Consider the following 21,749-nt stretch of genomic DNA (forward strand, 5'->3'; position numbering starts at 1 on the left):
GCGGGCGTGAGGACGGACACGGCGGCGGACCCGGGCTTCACCCAGCAGGTCGCTCCCTACCGCCGCGAGTTGCTGGCGCACTGCTACCGCATGCTCGGCTCCCCGCACGAGGCGGAGGACGTACTCCAGGAGACCCTGGTCCGGGCGTGGCGTGGCTACGACGGGTTCGAACACCGGTCGTCTCTGCGCACGTGGCTGTACCGCGTGGCGACGACGACGTGTCTCAACGCGTTGAAGGGTATGCGGCGAAGGCCGACGCCGTGTGGGGTCGACGGTACGAGCAGTGACCCGGCCGACGATCTCGTGAACGGCGCCGAGGTGCCGTGGTTGCAGCCGATGCCCGACGCGCTGGTGGAGCTGCCCGACGATCCCGCCGCCGTCATCACGAGCCGGGAGAGCATCCGGCTCGCGTTCGTCGCGGCCCTGCAACACCTGCCGCCGCGCCAGCGCGCGGTGCTCCTGCTGCGTGACGTACTGGCGTGGAGCGCGGCGGAGGTCGCCGACGCCCTCGGCACGACGGCGGCCGCCGTCAACAGCCTCCTGCAACGCGCGCGCACGACGTTGGAGGGGCTCGCGCTGCGCTCCGACGCCGTCACGGAACCCACCGAGGCGCAGCAACGGGAGTTGCTCGAACGCTACGTCGCGGCGTTCGAACGCAAGGACATCCCGAGGCTGGTGGAGTTGTTCACCGCCGACGTCGTGTGGGAGATGCCGCCGTACGTGTCGTGGTACCAAGGCGCCGAGGCTGTCGGCGCCCACCTCGACAAGCGCTGCCCGGGCCGCCCGGGCGGGATCCTCATGGTGCCCGTGGCGGCCAACGGGCGGCCGGGCTTCGCGCAGTACCTCCGCGACGAGAAGGGCGGGGGCTACGGCGCCTTCCTCGTGCAGGTGCTGGAGCCGTCGGCCGACGGCATCAGGCATGTGGTGAACTACCTCGACACCGGCGTGTTCGACCTGTTCGGCCTGCCCCGGTGGGTGGCTCAGTCCGACAGCTCCGGGATGCGGTCGGCGTAGCGCGCCACGAGTTCGACGTTGCGTTCGTCTCCACCGGGTACGTTGGCGCTGGTCCACAACGGCAGCTCGATACCGCGTCGGGAGGCGAGGTCGTCGAGTTCGGCGAGCAGCGACGCCCACATGTACGCGGCGGCGACGGTGGAGGTGGCGCACGTCCTCGGCGCGGAGGCCGGGTACACCACGTCACCCGGCGGCACGTGCGTGTCGAGGACGACGGTGGCGTGGTCGGCCAGACGGGTGCCGCTGCGGTCGGTGGCCGCCGCCGACGCCGCCGTGGAGGTGACCGCCACCACCGGCACGCCCTTGGCCCGCGACTCCTGCGCGATCTCGACCGGGTAAGGGTTGCGCCCGCTGGTGGAGAACACCACCACCACGTCGCCACTCCGGATGTCGGCGCTCTCGACGAGCGCGCGGCCCCGGCCGGGTACCCGTTCCGCCGCGGAGCTGCGCAGTGCGCCCGAAAGGGGCAGCACCTCGGGGTCCCACAGCGGCCGGACGGCCGCGAGCCCACCAGCGCGGTAGAACGTCTCGAACACCATCGCCAGCGAGTGTCCCGCGCCCGCCGCGTGGACGATGCCGTCCCCGCTCACCGCGTCGAGCACCAGTTCAGCGGCCTTGCCCAGCTCCTCACGCTGGGAGTCGACGGTGTCGAGCAGCTCCCGCATCCTGTCACGCATCCGGCACGATCTCCTTCACATCCGTGTTCGGCACGCGGCCATCTCATCTCCGTCGGCCGTCTCGCGCAACCGGTCGTGCGCGCGTCGGTGGACTCAACCGCCGTTCGTGGTCTTCTTCGGTGGCTCGGCCTGGAACGCCAACCGGATGCGCAGACCGTCGTCGATCGCCGCGTTCGACCGGTACAGGGCGGTGATCTCCGAATCGTGCAGCGCCCTGCCGTACAGGCGGACCTCGTCGAGTTTCCCGGCGAGGTGCTGTGCCCCGTCGAGCCGCTGCCCCAGGTGGATGGTGAACGGGCGTTTCGGGCTCAGCGAGCCCAGCCCTGGCGCCTGCTCCGACGCGACGAGTCGGCCGTCGACGTGCAGGGTGAACCGCTCCCCCGCTCGACGCAGCACCACGTGGTGCCAACGCTCGTCGTCGTAGGCGTCGCCGGTCTCCAGCACGACGCTGTTCTCACCGCTCTGCGCCCACGCCCTCAGCCGGTCGCGGTCGGGTTCCGCCCGTAACCACAGTTGCGAGTACACCGAGCCCTGGTTGTACGCCCACAGCAACGGTTGTGGCGCGGAGCCGCCGCCGTAGGAGAACCACGCCGACCACGTGAAGTCGCCACTGCTCACCGCCAACCGTTCCGCGAAGGGCAGTTGCACGTGGTCGTCGACACCGTCGAGCGCCACCGCATCGCCGAACCTGCCCGGCACGACGGCCGCGCCGCCGTGCAACCAGGAGTGCAGCCCGTTCGGCGACGAGTCCGGTGTCAGCGGCAGTCCGGCGGTGTCGCCGTCGGGAAGTCCCAGGTCGGACTCGGTGAACGTCGTGAACCACACGTACCCGTGCGACCAGTGGACCGCCCGCTCGTACGCGAGCCCGACACGCCCGTCTGCCAGCGACGTCAGGTCGCTGTACGACGACATCCCCTCGTAGATCACCGTGCCACCGCCGGGATCGACCCACTCCGCGCCGCCCTTGTACGTGGAACGGATCGCCATGCGCTCACGCGTCTCACCCTGCCGGGACGGCGCCGCGAGCAGCACCCGGTTGTAGCGGTCGCCACGGTCGGTGGCTCGCAGTTCCAGCGTCGAGGCCTGCACCGTCGGCACCGCCAGCCCCTGCTCGGCTGGCCCCGCGTGGAAGCCCTCGGCGAAACGCTCGCCGCCGTCCACCGCCACGGCCGACGCGACGGTGGCCGAGGCGGTGCCTTTCTCGTTACGGGCGAGCACGAACAGTGACCCGTCCGGGCGCTCGAACACCGACGGCTCCTGGACGTTCAGCTCGGGCGCGGCCGAGTGGTCGTACGCGCCCAGGTCCCAGGTGAGCCCGCCGTCGTCGCTGTGGACGAGCGCGACCCCCTTGGTGCCGTCGGCCGTGCGGTAGGTCGTTCCGGCCACGAGCCGGCCCTCGTGTTCACCTCGCGCGAGCTGGATCGCGTGTGAGGGGCCGGTGGCGTACGAGGTCCAACCCGACTCCGACACCGACCTCGTGATCTCGATCGGCGCCGACCACGTGAGGCCGTCGTCGTCGCTGTGCTGCACCCACGCGGTGCGGTAGTTCCGGCTGGTCAGCAGCACCACACGGCCGGTGCCGGAGTCCACGACGGGTGTGGGGTTGTGGGCGGTGGAGTCGCCGCCCGCGTGCACGACGCGGGGGTCGCTCCAGGTGGCTCCGCCGTCGGTCGACCGCACGACGACGACGTCGTGCCGACCGGTGTCGGAGCAGTCGGGTTTGCGGCCTTCGGCGAACAGCAGCAACGTACCGTCGTTCGTGGTCACGAGCGCGGGTATGCGATAGCAGTGGTAGCCGTGGGTGCCCGGTGACAGGATCGCCCGTCCGTCGAGGTCGGCGGATCGGGGTGCCGGGACGGCGGCCGTGCTCGCCGTGAGCGCGAGGAGTGTGAGCAGGAGCAGGACTGTTCGTGAGCGGAGGACGGGCATGATGCTCCGTTCGGTCGCACTGGTCTTGACCATCGTGTGCCGGGCCACCTAGTTTGCCGACATTGGACGTCCTATGTCCAGACGCTCGACAGCGAGGAGGCCGACGATGCCCGCCCTGTCCCGACGTTCCGCTCTCTCACTCGCCGCCGCGGTCGCGGCGGGAGCCGCCCTGGCCGCACCCGTCCACGCGGCGGCGGCCCCACCACAGCCGTGTACCACCTCGGTGCCGTACACGTCGGGCACCGAGGGGTACCACACCTTCCGCATCCCGGCGCTGGTACGGACCAACTCCGGTGACCTGCTCGCCTTCGCCGAAGGACGCGTCGAGTCGGGCAGCGACACCGGCACGATCGAGGTCGTCGTGCGCCGTTCCACCGACGGCGGCTGCACGTGGGGACCGCTGTCCGTCGTGTCGCGCAACGGTGACGCCACGGCGGGCAACCCCAGCCCCGTGGTGCTGCCGAACGGTGACGTCGTGCTGCTGACCACCCGCAACGGCCGCGTCACCGAACACGAGATCATGGCAGGCGAGGTGTCCGAAGAGGACACTCGACGTGTGTGGTTGCAACGCAGCACGGACGGTGGCAGGACGTTCTCCCCCGCGAGGGAGATCACCGACGTCGCCAAGGCGCCCGACTGGCGGTGGTACGCCACCGGCCCCGGGCACGCCATCGTGTTGCGCAACTCCGAGCACGCGGGGCGGATCGTCGTTCCCGCCAACCACTCCAGCGCGCCGCCCGAGGGGTCCGACGACGTCGGAACCGAGGCCAAGTACTACGGCGCCCACAGCCTGATCAGCGACGACGGCGGGCACACCTGGCGGATCGGGTTCACCGACGACCGCACCGACGGGATCATCGCCGCCAACGAGACCACGGTCGCGGAACTGCCCGACGGCACGTTGTACTTCAACAGCAGGGACCACGGCACCGCCGAGGGCAACCGGGTCGACGCCTACAGCACCGACGGCGGTGAGTCGCTCGCCGCACCGTACCGGGTTCAGGAGTCTATTGTGGATCCTCGGGTGCAGGGCAGCGTGTTGCAGACCACGAAGCGGAACATACTGCTGTTCTCCGCGCCGTCACATCCCACCGAGCGGCGCGCGATGGCCGTGCGGGTGAGCCGGGACGGGGGCCGCACCTGGCGGGTGGCGTACACGGTGTCGGACGACCCGGCGGCCTACTCGGACCTCGTGCAGCTGGGCCGGCACACGATCGGCCTGCTGTACGAGACGGGCAGCGACCGGGCATACGAGACGATCACGTTCAGGCGGCTGCCACTCCCCCGTGCCTGAAGTGCGAACACCCGTGCACAGGCTGCGGACACGAGACGCATCGGTTCGTGTCCGCAGCCTACGAACGCGTGTCCGCAGTTCCCGTACGCCTCCCGTACGTCGTTGCGGGCTTCTCAGTCGGCTCGGGTGGAGTAGGTCAGCGACTCGCCGCCGTGCACGGCCTCGCCCGCCACGAACGTCGCCACCACGCCGATGCCGTCGATGGCCGAGGACGGCACGGCGGTGGGGTCGTCGTCGAGAAGTACCAGGTCGGCGTGCATACCCGCCTCGATCCGGCCACGCCGGTCCTCCTGGCACGACGCGTAGGCCGCGTGCGTGGTGAACGCGCGCAACGCCTCCATGGCGTCCACCCGCTCGTCCTCGGCGAGGACCACGCCGGCGCTCGTGGTGCGCTCGACCATGTTCCGCATCCCGGCCAGCGGGGCACCCGTTCCCACGCACGGCCGGTCGGAGCTGCCGGGCACCCGCAGTCCCGCGTCGAGGAACGAGCGTTGCCGGTACAACCACGGCACCCGTTCCTCACCCAGCGACTTGAGCATGGTGTCACCGATCTCGTAGAGGAACCGCGCCTGCGGCACGGGTACGACGCCGAGCGCCACCAGGCGCGGGAGCTGGTCGGGCCGCACCATGGCCGCGTGCTCGATGCGGTGCCGCACTCCCGGCCGGGGGAAATCGCGCTGGGCCTGCTCGAACGCGTCCAGGGTCAGGTCGATGGCGCGGTCGCCGATGGCGTGCGCCGCGACGCGCCAGCCGCCACGGTGGGCGTCGATGATGCGCCTGCGCAGCACGTCCGGGTCGTCACCCAGCACGCCGAGCCCACCGTCGCCCTCGAACGGCCGCGTCACGGCGGCGGTCCGGCTGCTCAACGCGCCGTCGGTGAAGATCTTCATCGGGCCGATGCGCAGGAAGTCGTCACCGAACCCGGTGCGAACACCGAGGTCGAGCCCCACGAGGTCGTCGACGAGCGGGTGCAGTGTCTCGGCGGCGGGCATCAGCTCCACGCGCACGGTCAACTCGCCGCGCTGCCGCGCGAGCTGGTAGGCCGCCGCCTCGGCGGGGCTGTGACCGATCCAGCCGCCCCCGACACCGGCCTCCGTCACGTGGGTGAGCCCCTCGGCGGCGTACACCTTCGCCGCGCGCGCGACGGCCTGGGCCAGCTCCTCGACGGGGTACGGCTTCACCAGCGCGTCCACGAGTTGCTGCGCCTGCTCGGCGAGCAGTCCCGTCGGCTCGCCCGAGGCGTCCCGCTCCACCACGCCACCCTCGGGCACGGTGGCCGTGCCGTCGAGGATCCCCGCCTTGTCGAGAATGGCGCTGCTGACCGAGCACATGTGGGCCGAGCGGTGCTTCAGCCAGACGGGGCGCCCTCCGCCCGCCCGGTCCAGCGCCGCGCGGTCGGGGTGGCCGCCCAGCACGAAGTCGTCGTACTGCGACCCGACCACCCAGGCGTCGGACGGCAGGCGCGCCGCGTGCGCGGCCACCGTGTCGTACAGCTCGTCGAGCGTCCGGCACACCGAGAGGTCGATCTCGGCCAGCGACAACCCGTACCAGACCATGTGGTTGTGCGCGTCGGCGAACCCCGGCGTGAGCACGGCACCCCCGCCGTCGACGACCGTGCGCGCCGACGCGCCGTCCACCTCCTCGTCCACACCGACGATGCGGCCCCCCAGCACCCCGACACTGTGAGCGCGGGGACGCTCATCGCACATGGTCAGGACACGCACGTCACGCAGAAGCAGGTCGAGCACCGCGGTTCCTCCCTAGGATCGGGGCACGAGGTCGGCCGATTACGCTCGGAACACGCTTGACGGTACCCGGGCTCGGGAGGAAGGGGCAGCACGCTTTGCGCCAGAACAGGGCCAGGCGCCTGACAGCTCTCGTGTCGGGACTGCTCGCCGCATCACTGCTGATGACCGGCTGCGGTGACACCGAGCCCTCGGCGGCGGGACCGGTGGCAGAAACCCGCACGATGACCCTGCACCCCTTCACCGACGAGGGTGAACCGGCGGCGGGGTTGCGGGTTATTCAGAAGGTGTCCGCGAGGTGCGCGCCCTCCATGCTCAGTCCGGAGAACGAGCGGGCCCGCCGCTGCTTCACCAACGAGACGTCCGTGGCGATGGACCCGTGCTTCGTGCCGGACCGCCCCGTCGTGGAACGCGATCCGGACAACGAAGCCGCCAGAGAGCTCGGGATGAAGACCGTGGCGCTGTGCGTGTCCGATCCGCGCCAGACCGACGTCACCAAGGTCTACGTGGTGGAGGAGACCCCCACGATCGAGCCGGAACCCTCGCTCCTCGACCCGCACTGGAGTCTCGAACTCGCCGACGGTACACACTGCGTGAAGGCGTTGGGGGTGCCGGAGATCCGCGAAGGGCGGCACCTGAGCTACAGCTGTGACGACGGCGGGTCCCTGTACGGCCTTCTCGACGAGACGCGGAAGGCGTGGAGGATCCACCACCGCGCGGAGGGCTCGGAAGGTCTGACGGTCTCCGAGGTCCGCACGGCCTGGCGGTGAGAAGCCTTGCCTCCGCCGCCGGCCCCGGCAAGCGACGGAGGTCTGAGAGCCTGTTCTGCGAACCCTCAGCTACCTGCTGCGCGGTGCTCGGGACGGAGAAGGGTCCGCAGAACAGGCTCACGCCCACAACGTCAGACGACGGGCTTGTCGGCCTCGTCGTCGCTCTCGGCTTCGTCGTCGGTGTCCGGCAGCTCCCACTTGAGCTGGAACTCGATCTCCTCCTCGCCGTCACCGCGCTCGTGTTCGATCGAGAACCGGGCACGCGCGGGTACGCGGATGCGCTCACCCGCGATCTGGATGCGGAACGGCTTGTCGGTTTCGAGTGCGTCGGCCAGGCGGCGCAGCTTCGCCACGACCTCGGCGGTCGAGTAGAACTGCTCCACGTCCCGCGGTGCGGCTGTCACAGGATTCCTCCGTTCAGAGAAGTTGCCGATGGCGCGATCCTTCCATGCCGTCGGACGAGCCGAACAGGGATTCGGACATTCACGCCGGAATCACGAGTGCGGCCAGTACCGCTCGACCATCGAGCGCGCGCGGGGCAGGTCGGCCACGACACCGAGGACCTCGGTGCGCAGCGCGTCCACCTCGGAGACCGGAACGGAACGGGAACTCAACACCCCGTTCGCCCATTCGGCCACCTCTCGCACCAGGCGGCCGTCGCCGGTGAGGAGAGCGCCCTCGAGAGTGCGCAGCGGTTGCTCCACGCAGTCACGGGTCACCAGCGCGAGGTCGGTGTCGGTCACGATGTCGCCCCTGTCCGCGGCACCCACGGGTTCCCAGCGCTCGGCGATCCTGCGGACGAAGTGGTGGTGTTCGGTGTCGAGGGTGCGCTGCTCGGCGACGACGTCCTGCGGCAGCGGCGGCACCGGCTCGACCGTCGCGGGCAGGTCGTCGACGAGTTCGAGCCCGTCGGTCAGCGTCGGCGCCCACGCCGTCGCGCCGAGCGCCCGTGCGCGCCTGTCGTCCGTGCCGAACGCGGCGCCGCCGGCCAGTACGGGGATACCGGCCGTGGTCGCCGACTCGATGCCACGGCGGGTGCTCGGCAGCCCTCCGGCCACGGAACAGCTCACCGCCACGGCGTCGGGCTCCACCTGGTGCAGGTACGAGTAGAGGCGTTCGGCGGGCGTCGCCGCGCCGAGGAACGTCACCTGCCACCCTCGTGCCCGCAGGCTGGTGGCCACCACCATCGCGGCGAGCGCGTGCCACTCCCGCTCCGCGCAGCCGACGATGATGCGCCCCTTCGTGATGGGCGACGACCTCACCCGGCGGGCCACGGCCTCGGTGGCGGCCAGCGAGATACCGGTGGCGATGTGCTCCTGCGCCACCGACCACTCGCCGTTCTGCCACCTCTCACCGATGCGGCGCTGGGCGGGCGTGATCACGTCGCACAGCAGCGACACGGGTTCCGCGTGACCGTCGAGCTCCCTGTCCACCAACGCCACGGCGGCTGAGGCGTTGCCCTCCGCGAGCGCGTGCTCGAACCGGGCGAACAGCTCGACGAAGTCGGTTTCGTGCGAGGCCGGGGCGGCGGGCATGGGACTCACGCTCCGTTCTGCACGGCTATCAGGGCGATGTCGTCGTGTGCCGCACCGTCGAGGTGGTCGAGGACGCGCTGCTCCACCGCCTCGCAGAGGGTGGCGGGGCTGGCGCCCGCGTACTCGGGAAGCAGGACCCGCAACCGCTCCTGCCCGAAGAACCCCTCGCGACCGCGGGCCTCGTCGACCCCGTCGGTGTAGAGCAGGACGGTGTCCTTCACTCCGAGCCGCACCTCGGCCTCGGCGAACGACAGGCCGGAGATGATGCCGGCGACCGTTCCGGTGACCGTGGTTTCGTCGACGGCGCCGTCCGCGCGCAGCACGAGCGGTGGCGGGTGCCCTGCCACGGCCACGGTCACGGTCATCGTCTCCTCACCGGGCCGCCGCCGGAACCGCGCGCACGCCGCCGTCACGAACCGCTGCGCCAACTGGGTGCGCAGCACCTCGTTCAACGCCCCGAGCACCCTGGCGGGCGACCGGTCGAAGAACGCCGCCGTCCTGATCGTCTGCCGGGCGAGGCTCGTGAACACGGCCGCGTCGATGCCCTTCCCGCAGATGTCGCCGATGACCACCGTGAAGTCGTCGGCGTCGCCGTGCACGTCGTAGAAGTCGCCGCCGATCCGCAGCCGCTGCTCCCCCGGCCGGTACCGCGCGGCCATGTAGACGCCCGGGTACTCGGGTAGCTCCGGAGGGCGCAGCACCTGCTCCAACGCGTCCGCCATCTGGCCGCGTTCCTCGTAGAGCCTGGCCGACTCCACGGTCGCGGCGACGCGGCGGGCGAACTCCTCCGCGGCCGCCACGTCACTGGCGTTGTAGTCGTCACCGTCGCGGATCACGACGAACACGCCGTTGGTGGCGCCACCGATGTTCAGCGCGACGGCGAGGACCGCTGTCGGCTCGTGGTGGGCGGCTTCCTCCCGCAGCGGCGTGGACGGGATCAACTCGTCGAGCACGGCTTCGATGTCGTCGCCGGGCGTGGCGTACCGCTCCGCGACGCCCCGTCGCCGGAACCGGCCCAGCCCCTGCAGCGGGTCGAGGCGACCGAGGAGCACAGGTCCGGACACCCTGCCGCTACGGCCGTGGGAGTAGACGGAAACGCTGTCGGAGTCGAAGAACGCGAGCATCGCCCAGTCGCCGAAGTGGGGCACGGCGAAGTCCAGGACGCGGAAAGCGGTGCGCCGGACGTTCAGCGACCCCGCGAGCTGGCGGGACAGCTTCTCGAGGAACCGTACATGAGCCCAGTCACCGGGACGTGGTGTTCCGGTGAGGCCTTCGGGACTGCGGGATGATCGATCGAAAGCCGCGTTCACTGCGGACCCCTCGACGAAGAGGACATCAGGATTCGACTGTACGGGACAAATCGCGCTTCCGACCCCACTGTGGACCGACCGAGTCACGACATTGTCGCTGGGTGAAGGACTGCTCGCGGATCGCCACCGATTCCGCGAAGCCCGCCTCGAAATCTCGCGGAATCGGAAGTGCCGACCACGAAGGCCGACGCTGCCCGGTGACTGGCACCGGCGACCTACCACGGCGACCGGTCCGGGAAGGCGCGAGGGCGCCCCGGGGCGGCCGTACCCCGGAATCGACCGCTTCGAGCGGTGGGGCTAGCGCCGCTTCGCCAGGTACACCAGCGCGTAGTCGCCCGCCGGGACACGCCCGGTCTCGCGGTAACCCAGCCGGTGATAAAGCCGCAGATTCGCGGTGCTGCGCTCACCGGTGAACAACCGCACCGTGGTCACGGTGGAGGGAACGTGGTCCTCGGCCCACGACAGCAGTGCGGTGCCCAGCCCGTTGCCCTGCCGATCCGGCGCCACGACCAACCGCCCCACCTCTGCCGTCCCGGCGTCCACGCGATGCACCCGCACACCCGCCACCAACCGCCCCGACTCGCGAACACCCCATGCCTGACACGCTGGATCTTCCAGCTCGGCCAGAAGCTCCTCCAGCGTCTGCCGTAGCGGCGGCAGTCCGACGTCGTCGTGCAGCCGGGCCTCGGTGACGTACGCCGCCCGCTGCAAGGTCAGGAGTTCGCCCGCGTCCGCGGGGCCAAGTGCCACGGGTTCTGTGAGGGGTTGTGCCATCGCCACAGTATGCGAGCTCACCCAGGGCGCCGGGGGTTCACCGAAGGCACCTTCGAAGATCGACGGAGCCGGCAACAGGACTCGAACCTGCGACCCTCTGTTTACAAGACAGATGCTCTACCAACTGAGCTATGCCGGCCTGAAGCCGCCACCGAGGGTGCGCGGCTCCACCCCAACTATATCCATCGCGACGTGCGCCACAGCGAGCGCCCATACGACCCTTTCCTCGCTGCTTACGGACTTGTCAGCGACTACCGTGGACCGAGGTCACGGTCACACAACAATGTGGTATACGCCACGGCCCGCAGGGTGCAACGGTCGAGGCCGCACTGCCGATGCTTCTCCCGGAGACAGCTGGGACTTCCAAGGAGGTGGAGATGAAACTGAAGCCGCGCGCTCGTGCGGCCGCGCCCAAGCGGCGTCACGCGTGGCAGATCCTGGAAGCACCAGCTGACGAACAATCCGAGAAGCGCGCGGGGCGACAGCCGGGCCGCCGGATCCGGCAGCGCGCCTGGCACATCCTGGAACCGCCGACGGGCGAGTTGCCCGCGGTGGAGCCGCTTCAGGAGTCGGCCATCGGCCCCGAACTGCCGGACGAGGCGACCGTCCACCTGGTTCTGGACCTCGTCACGCGCATCGGTGAGGTCCAGATGGCCAGCGGCGCGGGCGCCTCCGACGTCACGGCGACCATCCTCGCCCTGACGCGGGCACTCGGTCTCCCACACTGTGAGGTGGACGTCATCTTCACGTCCATCACCGTGAGCTGTCTGCGAGGCAGCGACCTCCCGCCCGTCACCGCGCTGCGGGTGGTGCGGTCGCGCAGCCTCGACTACACCCGGTTGTCGGAGACGGAACGCCTTGTGCAGCAACTGATCCGCGGCCGGATCAGCGCCGAGGACGCCTACACGGACCTGTCGCGGATCACGAACGCCGACCACCCCTACCCGCGGTGGGTCTCGACGCTCGCGTGGGGTGGCATGGCCGGTTTCATCACCCTGCTGCTCGGCGGCGGCGGGTGGCTCCCGCTCATCTCCTTCGTGATCAGTGCCGTGGTCGACCGCGTGGGCAGGCTGCTCAACAAGGGCGCGTTGCCGTTCTTCTTCCAGCAGGTGGTGGGCGGCTTCATCGCCACGTTGTCGGCCATCGCCATCGTCAATCTCGACGTCTTCGATCTGGAGAGACCGACACTCGTCGTCGCCGCGGCCCTGACGGTGTTGCTGTCGGGGCTCTCCACCGTGTCCGCCGTGCAGGACGCCATCACCGGCTACTACGTCACGGCGGCGGGGCGGACCCTCGAAGTGGTGATCATGAGTGCGGGCCTCATCACCGGAGTGGGTGCCGCGATCAGCATCGCCGCCGAGCTGGGCGCCACCCGGACACCGGTACCGGCGACGCCCGCGTACACACCGCTGACGCTGCCGGTGATGATGGTCGCCGGCACGGGCGCCGCGGCGTGCTTCGCGCTGGCGTCGTACTCGAAGATCCGTCCGATGGCCGTCGCCGCCGCCGCGGGCGCCGTCGGCGCGGGCGCGTACGGGGCGCTGAGCCTCGCCGGGTACAACCAGATCCTCGCGGCCTCGATCGCGGCGACGCTGGTCGGGTTCGGCGGCGGCGTGCTCGCCCGGCGGCTGAAGGTCACTCCCCTCGTCGTCGCGGTGTCCGGTATCACCCCACTGCTTCCGGGGTTCTCGACCTACCGGGGCATGTCGCAGTTGGTCAACGGTGGTGACATCAAGATCCTGATGTCGGCCGCGGCGATCGGCCTGGCCCTGGCCGCCGGAGTGGTGCTCGGCGAGTTCCTCGCCCAGCCCGTGAAGACGGGTCTCGGCAGGCTGGAACGCAAACTCTCCGGTCCCCGTATGGCGGGGCCGCTGAACGCTGGCCGCCCCCTCGAATGAGTTCAGCGGGTTACTGTTTGAACATGCCTTCCGTGCCTTTCCCGGAGCAGTCTTCGGAATCGACGCCGTCCCCGCGGTCCAACGCGAGAGCCGAGTTCGTGGTCGTCGCCAACCGGCTGCCGGTCGACCTCGAACGCACAGCGGACGGTACCCAGCGCTGGACACAGAGCCCCGGAGGGCTCGTGTCCGCACTGGAGCCGTTCCTGCGCTCCCGCAAGGGTGCGTGGGTGGGCTGGCCGGGTGTACCCGACGTGGAGGTCGACGAGTTCAGCGACGAGGGACTCGTGCTGCACCCGGTGACGCTGACCTCGGACGAGGTGCGCGACTACTACGAGGGGTTCTCCAACGCCACGTTGTGGCCGCTGTACCACGACGTGGTGGCCAGGCCGGTGTTCGACCGCGGCTGGTGGGAGAGCTACGTGCGCGTCAACCGGCGGTTCGCCGAGGCGAGCGCCGCCGTCGCGGGCAAGGGCGCCACCGTGTGGGTTCAGGACTACCAGCTCCAACTGGTACCCACCATGCTGCGGGAGTTGCGCCCCGACCTGCGCATCGGCTTCTTCCTGCACATCCCCTTCCCGCCGGTCGAGTTGTTCATGCAACTGCCGTGGCGCGCGGAGATCGTGCGCGGGCTCATCGGTGCCGACCTGGTGGGCTTCCACCGGCCCGGCGGGGCGCAGAACTTCCTGTGGCTGGCCCGCCAGCTCATCGGCCTGGAACCGAGCCGGGGTTCGGTGGGTGTGCGATCGAGGCCGGGCATGGTGCAGGTCGGCGACCGCACCGTGCGCGTGGGGGCGTTCCCGATCTCGATCGACGCGGCCGGGCTCGACTCGCTCTCGCGCAGCAAGGCCGTGCAGGAGCGCGCCGCGCAGGTGCGCCGCGAGCTCGGTGACCCGAAGACGGTCCTGCTCGGTGTCGACCGCCTCGACTACACCAAGGGCATCGACCTGCGCCTGCAGGCGTTCCACGAACTGCTCCAGGAGGGCAGGGTCAAGTCCGAGGACGTCGCGTTCGTCCAGCTCGCCACGCCCAGCCGGGAACGCGTCGAGCACTACCGGCAGATGCGCGGCGAGATCGAGCAGATCGTGGGCCGCATCAACGGCGAGTTCGGCAGGGTCGGCCATCCCGCCGTGCACTACCTGCACCAGTCGGTGAACCGCTCGGAGCTCGCCGCGTTCTTCTCGGCCGCCGACGTCATGGTGGTGACTCCCCTGCGCGACGGCATGAACCTGGTGTGCAAGGAGTACGTCGCCTGCAGGCACGACCTCGGTGGGGCGCTCGTACTGTCCGAGTTCGCGGGCGCCGCGGCCGAGCTGAGCAGCGCTTTCCTGGTCAACCCGCACGACCTGGACGGGGTGAAGAACGCACTGGAGCAGGCTATTACGCTCGACCCAGCGGAAGGTCGGCGTAGGATGCGCGCCTTACGTCGGCAGGTTCTGACGCACGACGTCGACAGGTGGGCGCGCTCGTTCCTTGAAGCCCTCGGGACCGAAGCAGCCGCCTGACCTTCCCCCAGACCGCTGCTCAACTCCCCAAGGAGGAGTGTTGACCGCCGAGGCCCTGCCTGCTGAGCTGCGGCGTGCGATCGTGCAGATCGCCAGGACGCCGCGCCTGCTGGTCGCCTGCGACTACGACGGGACGCTGGCCCCCATCACGACCAACCCGGACGAGGCCAGAGCCCGTCCCGAGTCGGTGGGAGCCCTGCGTTCCCTCGCCACGCTGCACGAGACCACGTGTGCGGTGATCTCCGGACGCGCACTTCGCGACCTCGCCATCCTCTCGCGGCTGCCCAGCGAGATCCATCTCGTCGGCAGCCACGGTTCGGAGTTCGACATCGGGTTCGTGCACGCTCTCGAACCCGAGGCCCGCGAGCTCCACCGCAACCTGGAGGCCGAGCTCGCGCGCATCATCGACGGTGTCGCGGGCGCCTCGCTGGAGGTGAAGCCCGCAAGCATCGCCGTGCACGTGCGGCGCGCCGACCGCGACGCCGCCCGACAGATCGTCGCCGCCGTCCACGAAGGCCCCTCCACCTGGGAGGGCGTCACCACGACGGACGGCAAAGAGGTCGTCGAACTCTCCGTGGTGAAGACCGACAAGGGCAGCGCGCTCGACACGCTGCGCCACCAGGCGGGCGCGACCGCCGCCGTGTTCGTCGGCGACGACGTCACCGACGAGAAGGCGTTCGCGCGCCTGCATGGCCCCGACCTCGGTGTGAAGGTCGGCGACGGCGACACGCTGGCCCAGTACCGGATCGGCGACACCACCGACGTCGCCACCGTGCTCGCGTTCCTGCTGGAGGAGCGCCGCAACTGGCTGTACGGCGAGCAGGCTCCGCCCATCGAGCGCATCTCGATGCTCGCGAACGAACGCTCGGTGGCACTGCTGACTCCGGATGCCAAGCTGACGTGGCTGTGTCACCCCGGCCCCGACGCGCCCGCCGTGTTCGCCGACCTGCTCGGCGGCGAGAGCGCGGGCCACTTCTCCGTCAAGCCGCACCGCAACGGGTTGCCGCTCGGCCAGCGCTACCTGCCCAACACGATGACCGTGGAGACGCGCTGGTCGCGCCTGCTCGTCACCGACTACCTGGAGCCGGAGAGCGCACCCCACCGCACCGACCTCGTCCGCGTCATCAGCGGCGAGACCACGGCGTCGATCGTGTTCGCGCCGCGACCGGAGTTCGGTGGCGTGCCCGTGCGCCTCCTGCGCGAGGAGGACGGTCTGCGCGTGATCGGCACGTCGGAGCCGTTCGTGCTGCGCTCCCCCGGCGTGCAGTGGGAGATCACCAGCGACGGCCTGCACGACACGGCCAGCGCGCTCGTACCCCTCGAACGCGACAAGCCCGTGGTGCTGGAGCTGCGCTGCGGCACCACCGATCTCGGCCCGCACGAGCTGACCGAGATCGAACGCAGGGCGCGGGCGGGCCGGTACTGGAGCGAGTGGGCCACCGCCCTCAAGCTGCCGCAGGTGGAGCCGGAGCTCGTGGCGAGGTCGGCGCTGACCCTGCGGGGCCTCGCCGACGCCGACACCGGCGGGGTGATGGCCGCCGCCACCACGTCGCTGCCCGAGGAGATCGGCGGGGTCCGCAACTGGGACTACCGCTACTGCTGGATTCGTGACGGCGCCATGACGGTGCGCGAGCTGGTGACCCTCGGGTCGCTGGACGAGGCCGAGGGTTTCCTGCGCTGGCTGCACGGTGTGCTGTCCACGCTCGCGGGCCCCGAACGCCTGCACCCGCTGTACACGCTCGCGGGCACGCAGCTCGGCGCGGAGGCCGTCATCGACTCACTGCCCGGCTACAAGGGCTCCCGGCCGGTGCGTGTGGGCAACCTCGCCAACCACCAGGTGCAGCTCGACGTGTTCGGCCCCGTGGTCGAGCTCGTCATGACGCTCGCCGAGGCGCGGGGCGAACTCCGCGACGAGGACTGGCAGATGGTGCGGGCCATGGCCGAGGCCGTCACGCGCCGGTGGTCGGAGCCCGACCACGGCATCTGGGAGGAACGGCACGTCCCACGGCACCGCGTGTACTCGCGCGTCATGTGCTGGGTGACCATCGACCGGGCCATCAAGCTCGCGGAGATCTACGGCCGCCCCGTGCCCGCGGGCTGGCCCGAACTGCGCGACCGGATCGCCACCGACGTGCTGGAGAACGGGTGGAACCCGGAGGTGCAGGCGTTCACCACCGCCTACGACGGCACCGACCTCGACGCCGCGTCGCTGTTCGTGGGGCTCTCGGGACTGCTCGACCCGCAGGACGAGCGGTTCCAGTCGACGGTCACGGCCATCGAGGCGGAACTGCGCAGCGGCTCCACCGTCTACCGGTACCGGCGTGACGACGGCCTGCCGGGCGGCGAGGGCGGCTTCCACCTGTGCGCGGCGTGGATGATCGAGGCGTACCTGCTCACGGGCAGGCGCACCGAGGCCGAGGAACTGTTCGAGCAACTCGTGGACGCCGCAGGTCCGACGGGTCTGCTTCCCGAGCAGTACGACCCCGTCGCCGAGCGCTCGCTCGGCAACCACCCGCAGGCGTACTCCCACATCGGCCTGATCCGCTGCGCACGCCTGCTGTCGGAGAGCTGACGCACTTCCACACCGGAAACGGGTTCGTCCCCGGGACGCGAGAGATCAGTCGATCGATCTCGTCCCGGGGACGAACTCCACGGCGTGCAGCGCGCTGGCGAGGTCGCCGACCTCCAGCGTCTTGATGCCGTCCGGCAGCGGACCCGGGTCCGGCGGCACCAACGCGTGCGTGAACCCGAGCCGCGCCGCTTCCGCCAGCCGCCTGCCCACCCCGGTGACCCGGCGGACCTCACCGGCCAGCCCCACCTCACCGATGGCGACGAGACGCGGGGACAGCGCCAGGTCACGCATTCCCGACCACACGGCCAGAGCCACGGCGAGGTCCACGGCGGGCTCGGTGACCTTCATGCCGCCCACCGTGGCCGTGTAGACGTCCTTTCCGCCGACGGGGTTACCGGATCTCTTCTCCAGCACCGCCAGCACCATGCTGACCCTTGAGGCGTCGAGGCCACTCACCGCGCGCCTCGGCTGCGGCAGCGCCGACTCCGCGACCAGGGCCTGCACCTCGCACAACAGAGGTCGCTTGCCCTCCACCGTCACCGCCACGGCGGTTCCGGGCACCGCCTCGGCGTGGCGGTTGAGGAACAGACCCGACGGGTCGGGAACGCCCTCGATGCCGTCGTCGTGGAGTTCGAAGCAGCCGATCTCGTCGGCGGCGCCGAACCGGTTCTTCACCCCGCGAACCATCCGCAGCGTGGAGTGCTTGTCACCCTCGAAGTGCAGGACGACGTCGACGAGGTGCTCCAGCACCCTCGGGCCCGCGACCGAGCCCTCCTTGGTGACGTGGCCGACGAGCACCACCGGAAGTCCGCGTTCCTTCGCCAGTGCCACGAGCGCGGCCGTCACGGCGCGAACCTGCGTCACCCCACCCGGCGCTCCGTCGGCCTGGGGCGACGACATGGTCTGGACCGAGTCCACGATCAACAAGCCGGGTTTGACGTCGTCGACGTGCCCGAACACGGCCGCCAGATCACTCTCCGCCGCGAGGAACATACGGTCGTGCACGTTGCCGGTGCGTTCGGCGCGAAGCCGCACCTGCCCTGCCGACTCCTCGCCCGTCACGTACAGCGCGGCGGCGCCGCTGTGCGCCGCCCACTGGTAGGCGACCTCCAGCAGCAACGTGGACTTGCCGACACCGGGCTCACCGGCGAGCAGGACGACGACCCCGGGGACCAGTCCGCCCCCGAGGACGCGGTCGAGTTCGGAGACGCCCGTGGGCCTGGCGCGAGAGGTCTCGACGTCGACCTCGGCGATGGGCCTGGCCGGTGCGCTGGGCGCGCCCGCCGCGACCTTGGCGATCGGAGCACGCGAGTCGGCCCGCTCCTCGATGGTTCCCCACGCCTGGCACTCCGGGCATCGCCCGACCCACTTCGCGACCTCGAAGCCGCACTCGGCGCAGCGGAAACTCGAACCCTTCCTCACCACGCCCAGACGCTAACGCGCGCCACCGACAGTCGGCGAAGCGGCCGCTCGCCGGTACCGAGGGACTCAGTGACCGCCGCTGCCGTGGGGTTCACCCGGCTCGGCCGGGTTGGTCCTCGGCTCGTCGGGAACCGTGACGGGCATCTCGAACGTCACCCGCCCGGCGTCACGGAACGTGAGAGTGATCTCGATCAATTGCCCGGGCCGCAACTGCCGGGTCAGCCCTTCGAGGGTGAGAGTGCCCTTGGTGGGATTGCCAGTGACCTCCCCCGCCGCCGGATCCTCCGCGCCCAGCACGAGGGTGCGCTGCGCGGGCACGGCGCGGGAGCCGGTGATCGTGACGTTGGACGCCGCGTCGGTGCGGGCCGACACCAGTTCGTCGGCGTCGAAGCCCTCGTTCACGAGCCACATCGTGACCCGCGCATCACTGTTGGGCGGGTACACGGCGGCGTCGGCCCCGCCGCCCACCTGATGGGAAACCTCGGCGTTGCGGATCGCGATCGTGCCGACCTCCGCCGAGGTGCCGTTGATCGCCGCCACCTGGGTGTCCGTCTGGGTGATCTGGCCAGCACCACAGCCCGCGACGAGCAGTGCGGCACCGAAAGCGGCCACGACCGGACCGACGGAGCGGATCCCCGAACCCACCGTGCGACGTTTCACTCTGGAGTCCCTCCTACTCAGGGCTGCCTGTCGCTGAGACTATCCCGGCCGGGCGCCGAGCACGTCACCCGGTGCCCCGCGGGTGTGGCGCAGACTTCACCCGGTCTTCACTCCCACGGCTAGATCAACTGCACTAAAGCCGTCCACAATGGATTACCGGAATGCGCGTGAATGCCCCCGCCGTCACCTGCGTGAGTATGCGAATTACGCATTTGTCAACCCCCTCGCCACTCCAAATCAGGCCACTGACCTGCGACAACGAGTTCGGGTGTCTGGTTCGCGGTCGAAACCGCATGCTAAGATGAACACAGCGAAAGGGGCAGAGGACACATGGTTTTCAAGGTCGGAGAGACCGTCGTCTACCCGCACCACGGTGCCGCACTCATCGAAGCGATCGAAACCCGCGTGATCAAGGGCGAGGAGAAGCAGTACCTCGTCCTCAAGGTCGCGCAGGGTGATCTCACGGTTCGCGTTCCCGCTGACAACGCCGAGATCGTCGGCGTACGTGACGTCGTGGGACAGGACGGCCTGAACCGGGTCTTCGACGTGTTGCGGGCACCACACACCGACGAGCCGACCAACTGGTCTCGCCGGTACAAGGCCAACCTGGAGAAGCTCGCCTCCGGCGACGTCAACAAGGTGGCCGAAGTGGTGCGCGACCTGTGGCGACGCGAGAAGGACCGTGGCCTTTCCGCCGGCGAGAAGCGGATGCTGGCCAAGGCGCGACAGATTCTGGTCAGCGAGCTCGCGCTCGCCGAGGGCACCGACGAGAGCAAGGCCGAGGTCCTGCTCGACGAGGTGCTGGAAACCGCGGTGGTCTAGTCGCTGCCCAACGTCATCGCGCTGGTCCCCCTGGGGGCCGAGGACAGTCAGGGATCGGGCGCACTCGCGCGAATACGGGACGCGGCACTGCTGACACACGCAGTACGCGGCGTCGTCGGTTCGGGCTGCGTCGATCGTGTCGTCGTCGCAGGCCCACAGCCGAACCACGCCGAGTACGCGAACGCGCTCGCGGAAGTCGACGACCCCCGGGTCGTCCTCGTCCCCGGTGGTGCCAGCCGCATCGAATCGGCCCGGCAGGCCCTGCGCGCCGCTGAACCACGAACGCGGGACATCGTGCTCGTGCACGAACCGACACGGCCGTTCACGCCCGCGGAGAGCGTCTGCGCGGTCGTCGAGGCCGTACGCGGTGGAGCGCCCGCCGCCGTACCAGTGGAGCCGGTGACCGACACCGTGAAGGTCGTGGACACGCGCGGCGATGTCCGGCGTACCACCGATCGCGAGAGGTTGCGCCGCGCGCAGTCGCCGCGGGGGTTCACTGCCGAGTTCCTGCGGCGTGTGGACCTGGCCGACGCGCTGAACCTCACCGGTGTCTCCGTGCGTGCCGTGCCCGGTCACCCGAGCGGGGCCCGGGTCGACACCCCGTTCGAACGCACCGTCGCGGAAGCCCTGCTGGAGGGACGGCAATGAGGATCGGCCAAGGCGTCGACGTCCATCCCATCGAAGTCGGCCGGGACTGCTGGCTCGTCGGCCTGCACTGGCCGGACGCCGACGGTTGCTCGGGACACTCGGACGGTGACGTGGGCTCGCACGCGCTGTGCGACGCGCTGCTCTCCGCGGCCGGGCTCGGCGATCTCGGCGCGGTCTTCGGCACCGGCGACGACCGGTGGGCGGGAGCGCACGGCGTCGAACTGCTCACCGAGGTCCACGCCAGGATCACCGAGGCCGGCTACCGGGTCGGCAACGCGGTCGTTCAGGTCATCGGCAACCGGCCCCGGATCGGGAAGCGCCGGGACGAGGCGCAACGGGTGCTCGGCGAAGCGATCGGCGGCCCCGTCTCCGTGTCCGCCACCACCTCCGACGGGCTCGGGCTCACCGGACGGGGCGAGGGCATCGCGGCCATCGCCACGGCCCTGCTGCTGCCGTCGACGGACCGGAGGTAGGGCGTGACGATCAAGGCAGTGCTGTTCGACTTCTCCGGCACCCTGTTCCGCCTGGAACACGATCCGAGCTGGCTGACCGGCGTCACGGACCACCGTGGTGACCCGCTCGACGTCGAGGCCCAGGCCGAACTGATGCGGCGCATGACCGCTCCGGTGACGTTGACGGTCGATCTCGACGACGAGCACCTGCACGCCTGGCACCACCGCGACCTCGATCCCACCCTGCACCGCAAGGTGTACCTGGAGGTGCTGCGGCAGTCCGGCATTCCCCGCGTCGAGCAGGCCAAGGCCCTCTACGGCAAGCTCGTCGATCCCGCGGCGTGGACGCCCTATCCGGACGCGGGCGAGGTGCTGCGCAGCGTGTCCTCCTCCGGCATCTCCGTGGGCGTGCTCAGCAACATCGCGTTCGACATCCGGCCCGCTTTCGCGGAGCACGGCCTCGACGCCTTCGTCGACGAGTTCGTGCTCTCCTACGAAGTCGGCGCCATCAAGCCCGACCCCGAGGTGTTCCGGATCGCGCTCGACCGGCTCGGGGTCGCCGCCGAACACACACTCATGGTCGGCGACAGCGAGGAGGCCGACGGCGGCGCCGCACGCCTCGGCTGCGCGTTCGCGCTGGTGGACCCGTTGCCGACGGCGGTGCGCACCGACGGGTTGCTCACCGCCCTGCGCGAGCATTCGGTGCTCTGAGAAGTACCATTTGC

At 70.3% G+C, this 21,749-nt stretch carries 19 protein-coding genes and 1 tRNA gene; 10 read left to right on the top strand and 10 right to left on the bottom strand.

Going from position 1 to position 21,749, the window contains the following annotated elements:
- The first annotated feature begins 6 nt into the window (after window positions 1-6).
- Window positions 7-1,014 carry a sigma-70 family RNA polymerase sigma factor gene (locus tag SACCYDRAFT_RS22490; protein ID WP_005459696.1) on the top strand — a complete coding sequence of 336 codons (1,008 nt, stop codon included), beginning with the start codon at window positions 7-9 and terminating at the stop codon, window positions 1,012-1,014.
- Here the strand turns inward: SACCYDRAFT_RS22490 and SACCYDRAFT_RS22495 are convergent.
- Window positions 981-1,691: an SIS domain-containing protein gene (locus SACCYDRAFT_RS22495; RefSeq protein WP_005459697.1), complete on the bottom strand. Its 711-nt coding sequence runs from the start codon at window positions 1,689-1,691 to the stop codon at window positions 981-983. The genes SACCYDRAFT_RS22490 and SACCYDRAFT_RS22495 overlap by 34 nt on opposite strands.
- A gap of 93 nt (window positions 1,692-1,784) precedes the next feature.
- Window positions 1,785-3,620 (bottom strand): sialidase family protein, encoded by a 1,836-nt coding sequence (locus SACCYDRAFT_RS22500; protein ID WP_157606551.1) that lies wholly within the window; start codon window positions 3,618-3,620, stop codon window positions 1,785-1,787.
- 106 nt (window positions 3,621-3,726) lie between these two features.
- Here SACCYDRAFT_RS22500 and SACCYDRAFT_RS22505 point away from each other — a divergent pair, with 106 nt between their 5' ends.
- Complete coding sequence (locus SACCYDRAFT_RS22505) at window positions 3,727-4,914, top strand: sialidase family protein (RefSeq protein WP_005459704.1); 1,188 nt, start codon at window positions 3,727-3,729, stop codon at window positions 4,912-4,914.
- 113 nt (window positions 4,915-5,027) lie between these two features.
- On the opposite strand, the gene SACCYDRAFT_RS22510 is transcribed toward SACCYDRAFT_RS22505, so the two are convergent.
- A complete protein-coding gene (locus tag SACCYDRAFT_RS22510; protein WP_005459705.1) occupies window positions 5,028-6,662 on the bottom strand; it encodes an amidohydrolase in 1,635 nt (544 codons plus the stop codon).
- A 95-nt stretch (window positions 6,663-6,757) separates the two neighbouring features.
- On the opposite strand from SACCYDRAFT_RS22510, the gene SACCYDRAFT_RS22515 reads away from it, so the two are divergent.
- Entirely contained in the window at window positions 6,758-7,429 is a 672-nt protein-coding gene (locus SACCYDRAFT_RS22515; RefSeq protein ID WP_043536812.1) for a hypothetical protein, read from the top strand.
- 131 nt (window positions 7,430-7,560) lie between these two features.
- Here SACCYDRAFT_RS22515 and SACCYDRAFT_RS22520 read toward each other — a convergent pair whose 3' ends face one another.
- From SACCYDRAFT_RS22520 to SACCYDRAFT_RS22540, 5 genes are all read right to left on the bottom strand, one after another.
- On the bottom strand, window positions 7,561-7,833 hold the full coding sequence (locus SACCYDRAFT_RS22520) for an amphi-Trp domain-containing protein (RefSeq protein WP_005459710.1): 273 nt from the start codon (window positions 7,831-7,833) through the stop codon (window positions 7,561-7,563).
- Window positions 7,834-7,923: 90 nt separating this feature from the next.
- Window positions 7,924-8,964 (bottom strand): cobalamin B12-binding domain-containing protein, encoded by a 1,041-nt coding sequence (locus tag SACCYDRAFT_RS22525; RefSeq protein ID WP_005459712.1) that lies wholly within the window; start codon window positions 8,962-8,964, stop codon window positions 7,924-7,926.
- A gap of 5 nt (window positions 8,965-8,969) precedes the next feature.
- On the bottom strand, window positions 8,970-10,274 hold the full coding sequence (locus SACCYDRAFT_RS22530) for a PP2C family protein-serine/threonine phosphatase (protein WP_005459717.1): 1,305 nt from the start codon (window positions 10,272-10,274) through the stop codon (window positions 8,970-8,972).
- A 297-nt stretch (window positions 10,275-10,571) separates the two neighbouring features.
- A complete protein-coding gene (locus tag SACCYDRAFT_RS22535) occupies window positions 10,572-11,048 on the bottom strand; it encodes a GNAT family N-acetyltransferase (RefSeq protein ID WP_005459718.1) in 477 nt (158 codons plus the stop codon).
- A gap of 66 nt (window positions 11,049-11,114) precedes the next feature.
- A tRNA-Thr gene (locus SACCYDRAFT_RS22540) sits at window positions 11,115-11,187 on the bottom strand.
- A gap of 238 nt (window positions 11,188-11,425) precedes the next feature.
- On the opposite strand from SACCYDRAFT_RS22540, the gene SACCYDRAFT_RS22545 reads away from it, so the two are divergent.
- Genes SACCYDRAFT_RS22545 through otsB form a run of 3 tightly spaced genes read left to right on the top strand, consistent with a single transcriptional unit; the run spans window position 11,426 to window position 17,020 of the window.
- Window positions 11,426-12,946, top strand: a complete 1,521-nt coding sequence (locus SACCYDRAFT_RS22545; protein WP_005459719.1) for a threonine/serine exporter family protein — start codon at window positions 11,426-11,428, stop codon at window positions 12,944-12,946.
- A gap of 23 nt (window positions 12,947-12,969) precedes the next feature.
- Complete coding sequence (locus SACCYDRAFT_RS22550; protein ID WP_043536814.1) at window positions 12,970-14,448, top strand: alpha,alpha-trehalose-phosphate synthase (UDP-forming); 1,479 nt, start codon at window positions 12,970-12,972, stop codon at window positions 14,446-14,448.
- A 40-nt stretch (window positions 14,449-14,488) separates the two neighbouring features.
- On the top strand, window positions 14,489-17,020 hold the full coding sequence (otsB, locus tag SACCYDRAFT_RS22555) for a trehalose-phosphatase (protein ID WP_005459721.1): 2,532 nt from the start codon (window positions 14,489-14,491) through the stop codon (window positions 17,018-17,020).
- 45 nt (window positions 17,021-17,065) lie between these two features.
- On the opposite strand, the gene radA is transcribed toward otsB, so the two are convergent.
- Window positions 17,066-18,445 (bottom strand): DNA repair protein RadA, encoded by a 1,380-nt coding sequence (gene radA / locus SACCYDRAFT_RS22560; protein WP_005459725.1) that lies wholly within the window; start codon window positions 18,443-18,445, stop codon window positions 17,066-17,068.
- Window positions 18,446-18,508: 63 nt separating this feature from the next.
- Window positions 18,509-19,102 (bottom strand): copper chaperone PCu(A)C, encoded by a 594-nt coding sequence (locus tag SACCYDRAFT_RS22565; RefSeq protein ID WP_005459726.1) that lies wholly within the window; start codon window positions 19,100-19,102, stop codon window positions 18,509-18,511.
- A 330-nt stretch (window positions 19,103-19,432) separates the two neighbouring features.
- Between SACCYDRAFT_RS22565 and SACCYDRAFT_RS22570 the strand changes: the two genes are divergently transcribed.
- From SACCYDRAFT_RS22570 to SACCYDRAFT_RS22585, 4 genes are read left to right on the top strand one after another with little or no spacing between them, the layout of a single operon-like run.
- Window positions 19,433-19,924, top strand: a complete 492-nt coding sequence (locus tag SACCYDRAFT_RS22570) for a CarD family transcriptional regulator (protein WP_005459728.1) — start codon at window positions 19,433-19,435, stop codon at window positions 19,922-19,924.
- Between the two features lie 3 nt (window positions 19,925-19,927).
- Entirely contained in the window at window positions 19,928-20,572 is a 645-nt protein-coding gene (locus SACCYDRAFT_RS22575) for an IspD/TarI family cytidylyltransferase (RefSeq protein WP_005459730.1), read from the top strand.
- A complete protein-coding gene (ispF, locus tag SACCYDRAFT_RS22580; RefSeq protein ID WP_005459731.1) occupies window positions 20,569-21,045 on the top strand; it encodes a 2-C-methyl-D-erythritol 2,4-cyclodiphosphate synthase in 477 nt (158 codons plus the stop codon). The genes SACCYDRAFT_RS22575 and ispF overlap by 4 nt, the downstream gene beginning before the upstream one ends.
- 3 nt (window positions 21,046-21,048) lie before the next feature.
- Complete coding sequence (locus SACCYDRAFT_RS22585; RefSeq protein WP_005459732.1) at window positions 21,049-21,735, top strand: HAD family hydrolase; 687 nt, start codon at window positions 21,049-21,051, stop codon at window positions 21,733-21,735.
- Window positions 21,736-21,749 lie beyond the last annotated feature (14 nt).

This window comes from Saccharomonospora cyanea NA-134, from assembly GCF_000244975.1.
In the GTDB taxonomy this organism is placed as follows: Bacteria; Actinomycetota; Actinomycetes; order Mycobacteriales; family Pseudonocardiaceae; genus Saccharomonospora; species Saccharomonospora cyanea.

Coding starts and splice junctions, on each gene's coding strand:
- SACCYDRAFT_RS22495 (WP_005459697.1), bottom strand. CDS start 1,691: ATGCGTGACAGGATGCGGGAGCTGCTCGACACCGTCGACTCCCAGCGT.
- SACCYDRAFT_RS22500 (WP_157606551.1), bottom strand. CDS start 3,620: ATGCCCGTCCTCCGCTCACGAACAGTCCTGCTCCTGCTCACACTCCTC.
- SACCYDRAFT_RS22505 (WP_005459704.1), top strand. CDS start 3,727: ATGCCCGCCCTGTCCCGACGTTCCGCTCTCTCACTCGCCGCCGCGGTC.
- SACCYDRAFT_RS22525 (WP_005459712.1), bottom strand. CDS start 8,964: ATGCCCGCCGCCCCGGCCTCGCACGAAACCGACTTCGTCGAGCTGTTC.
- SACCYDRAFT_RS22535 (WP_005459718.1), bottom strand. CDS start 11,048: ATGGCACAACCCCTCACAGAACCCGTGGCACTTGGCCCCGCGGACGCG.
- SACCYDRAFT_RS22545 (WP_005459719.1), top strand. CDS start 11,426: ATGAAACTGAAGCCGCGCGCTCGTGCGGCCGCGCCCAAGCGGCGTCAC.
- SACCYDRAFT_RS22550 (WP_043536814.1), top strand. CDS start 12,970: ATGCCTTCCGTGCCTTTCCCGGAGCAGTCTTCGGAATCGACGCCGTCC.
- SACCYDRAFT_RS22570 (WP_005459728.1), top strand. CDS start 19,433: ATGGTTTTCAAGGTCGGAGAGACCGTCGTCTACCCGCACCACGGTGCC.
- ispF (WP_005459731.1), top strand. CDS start 20,569: ATGAGGATCGGCCAAGGCGTCGACGTCCATCCCATCGAAGTCGGCCGG.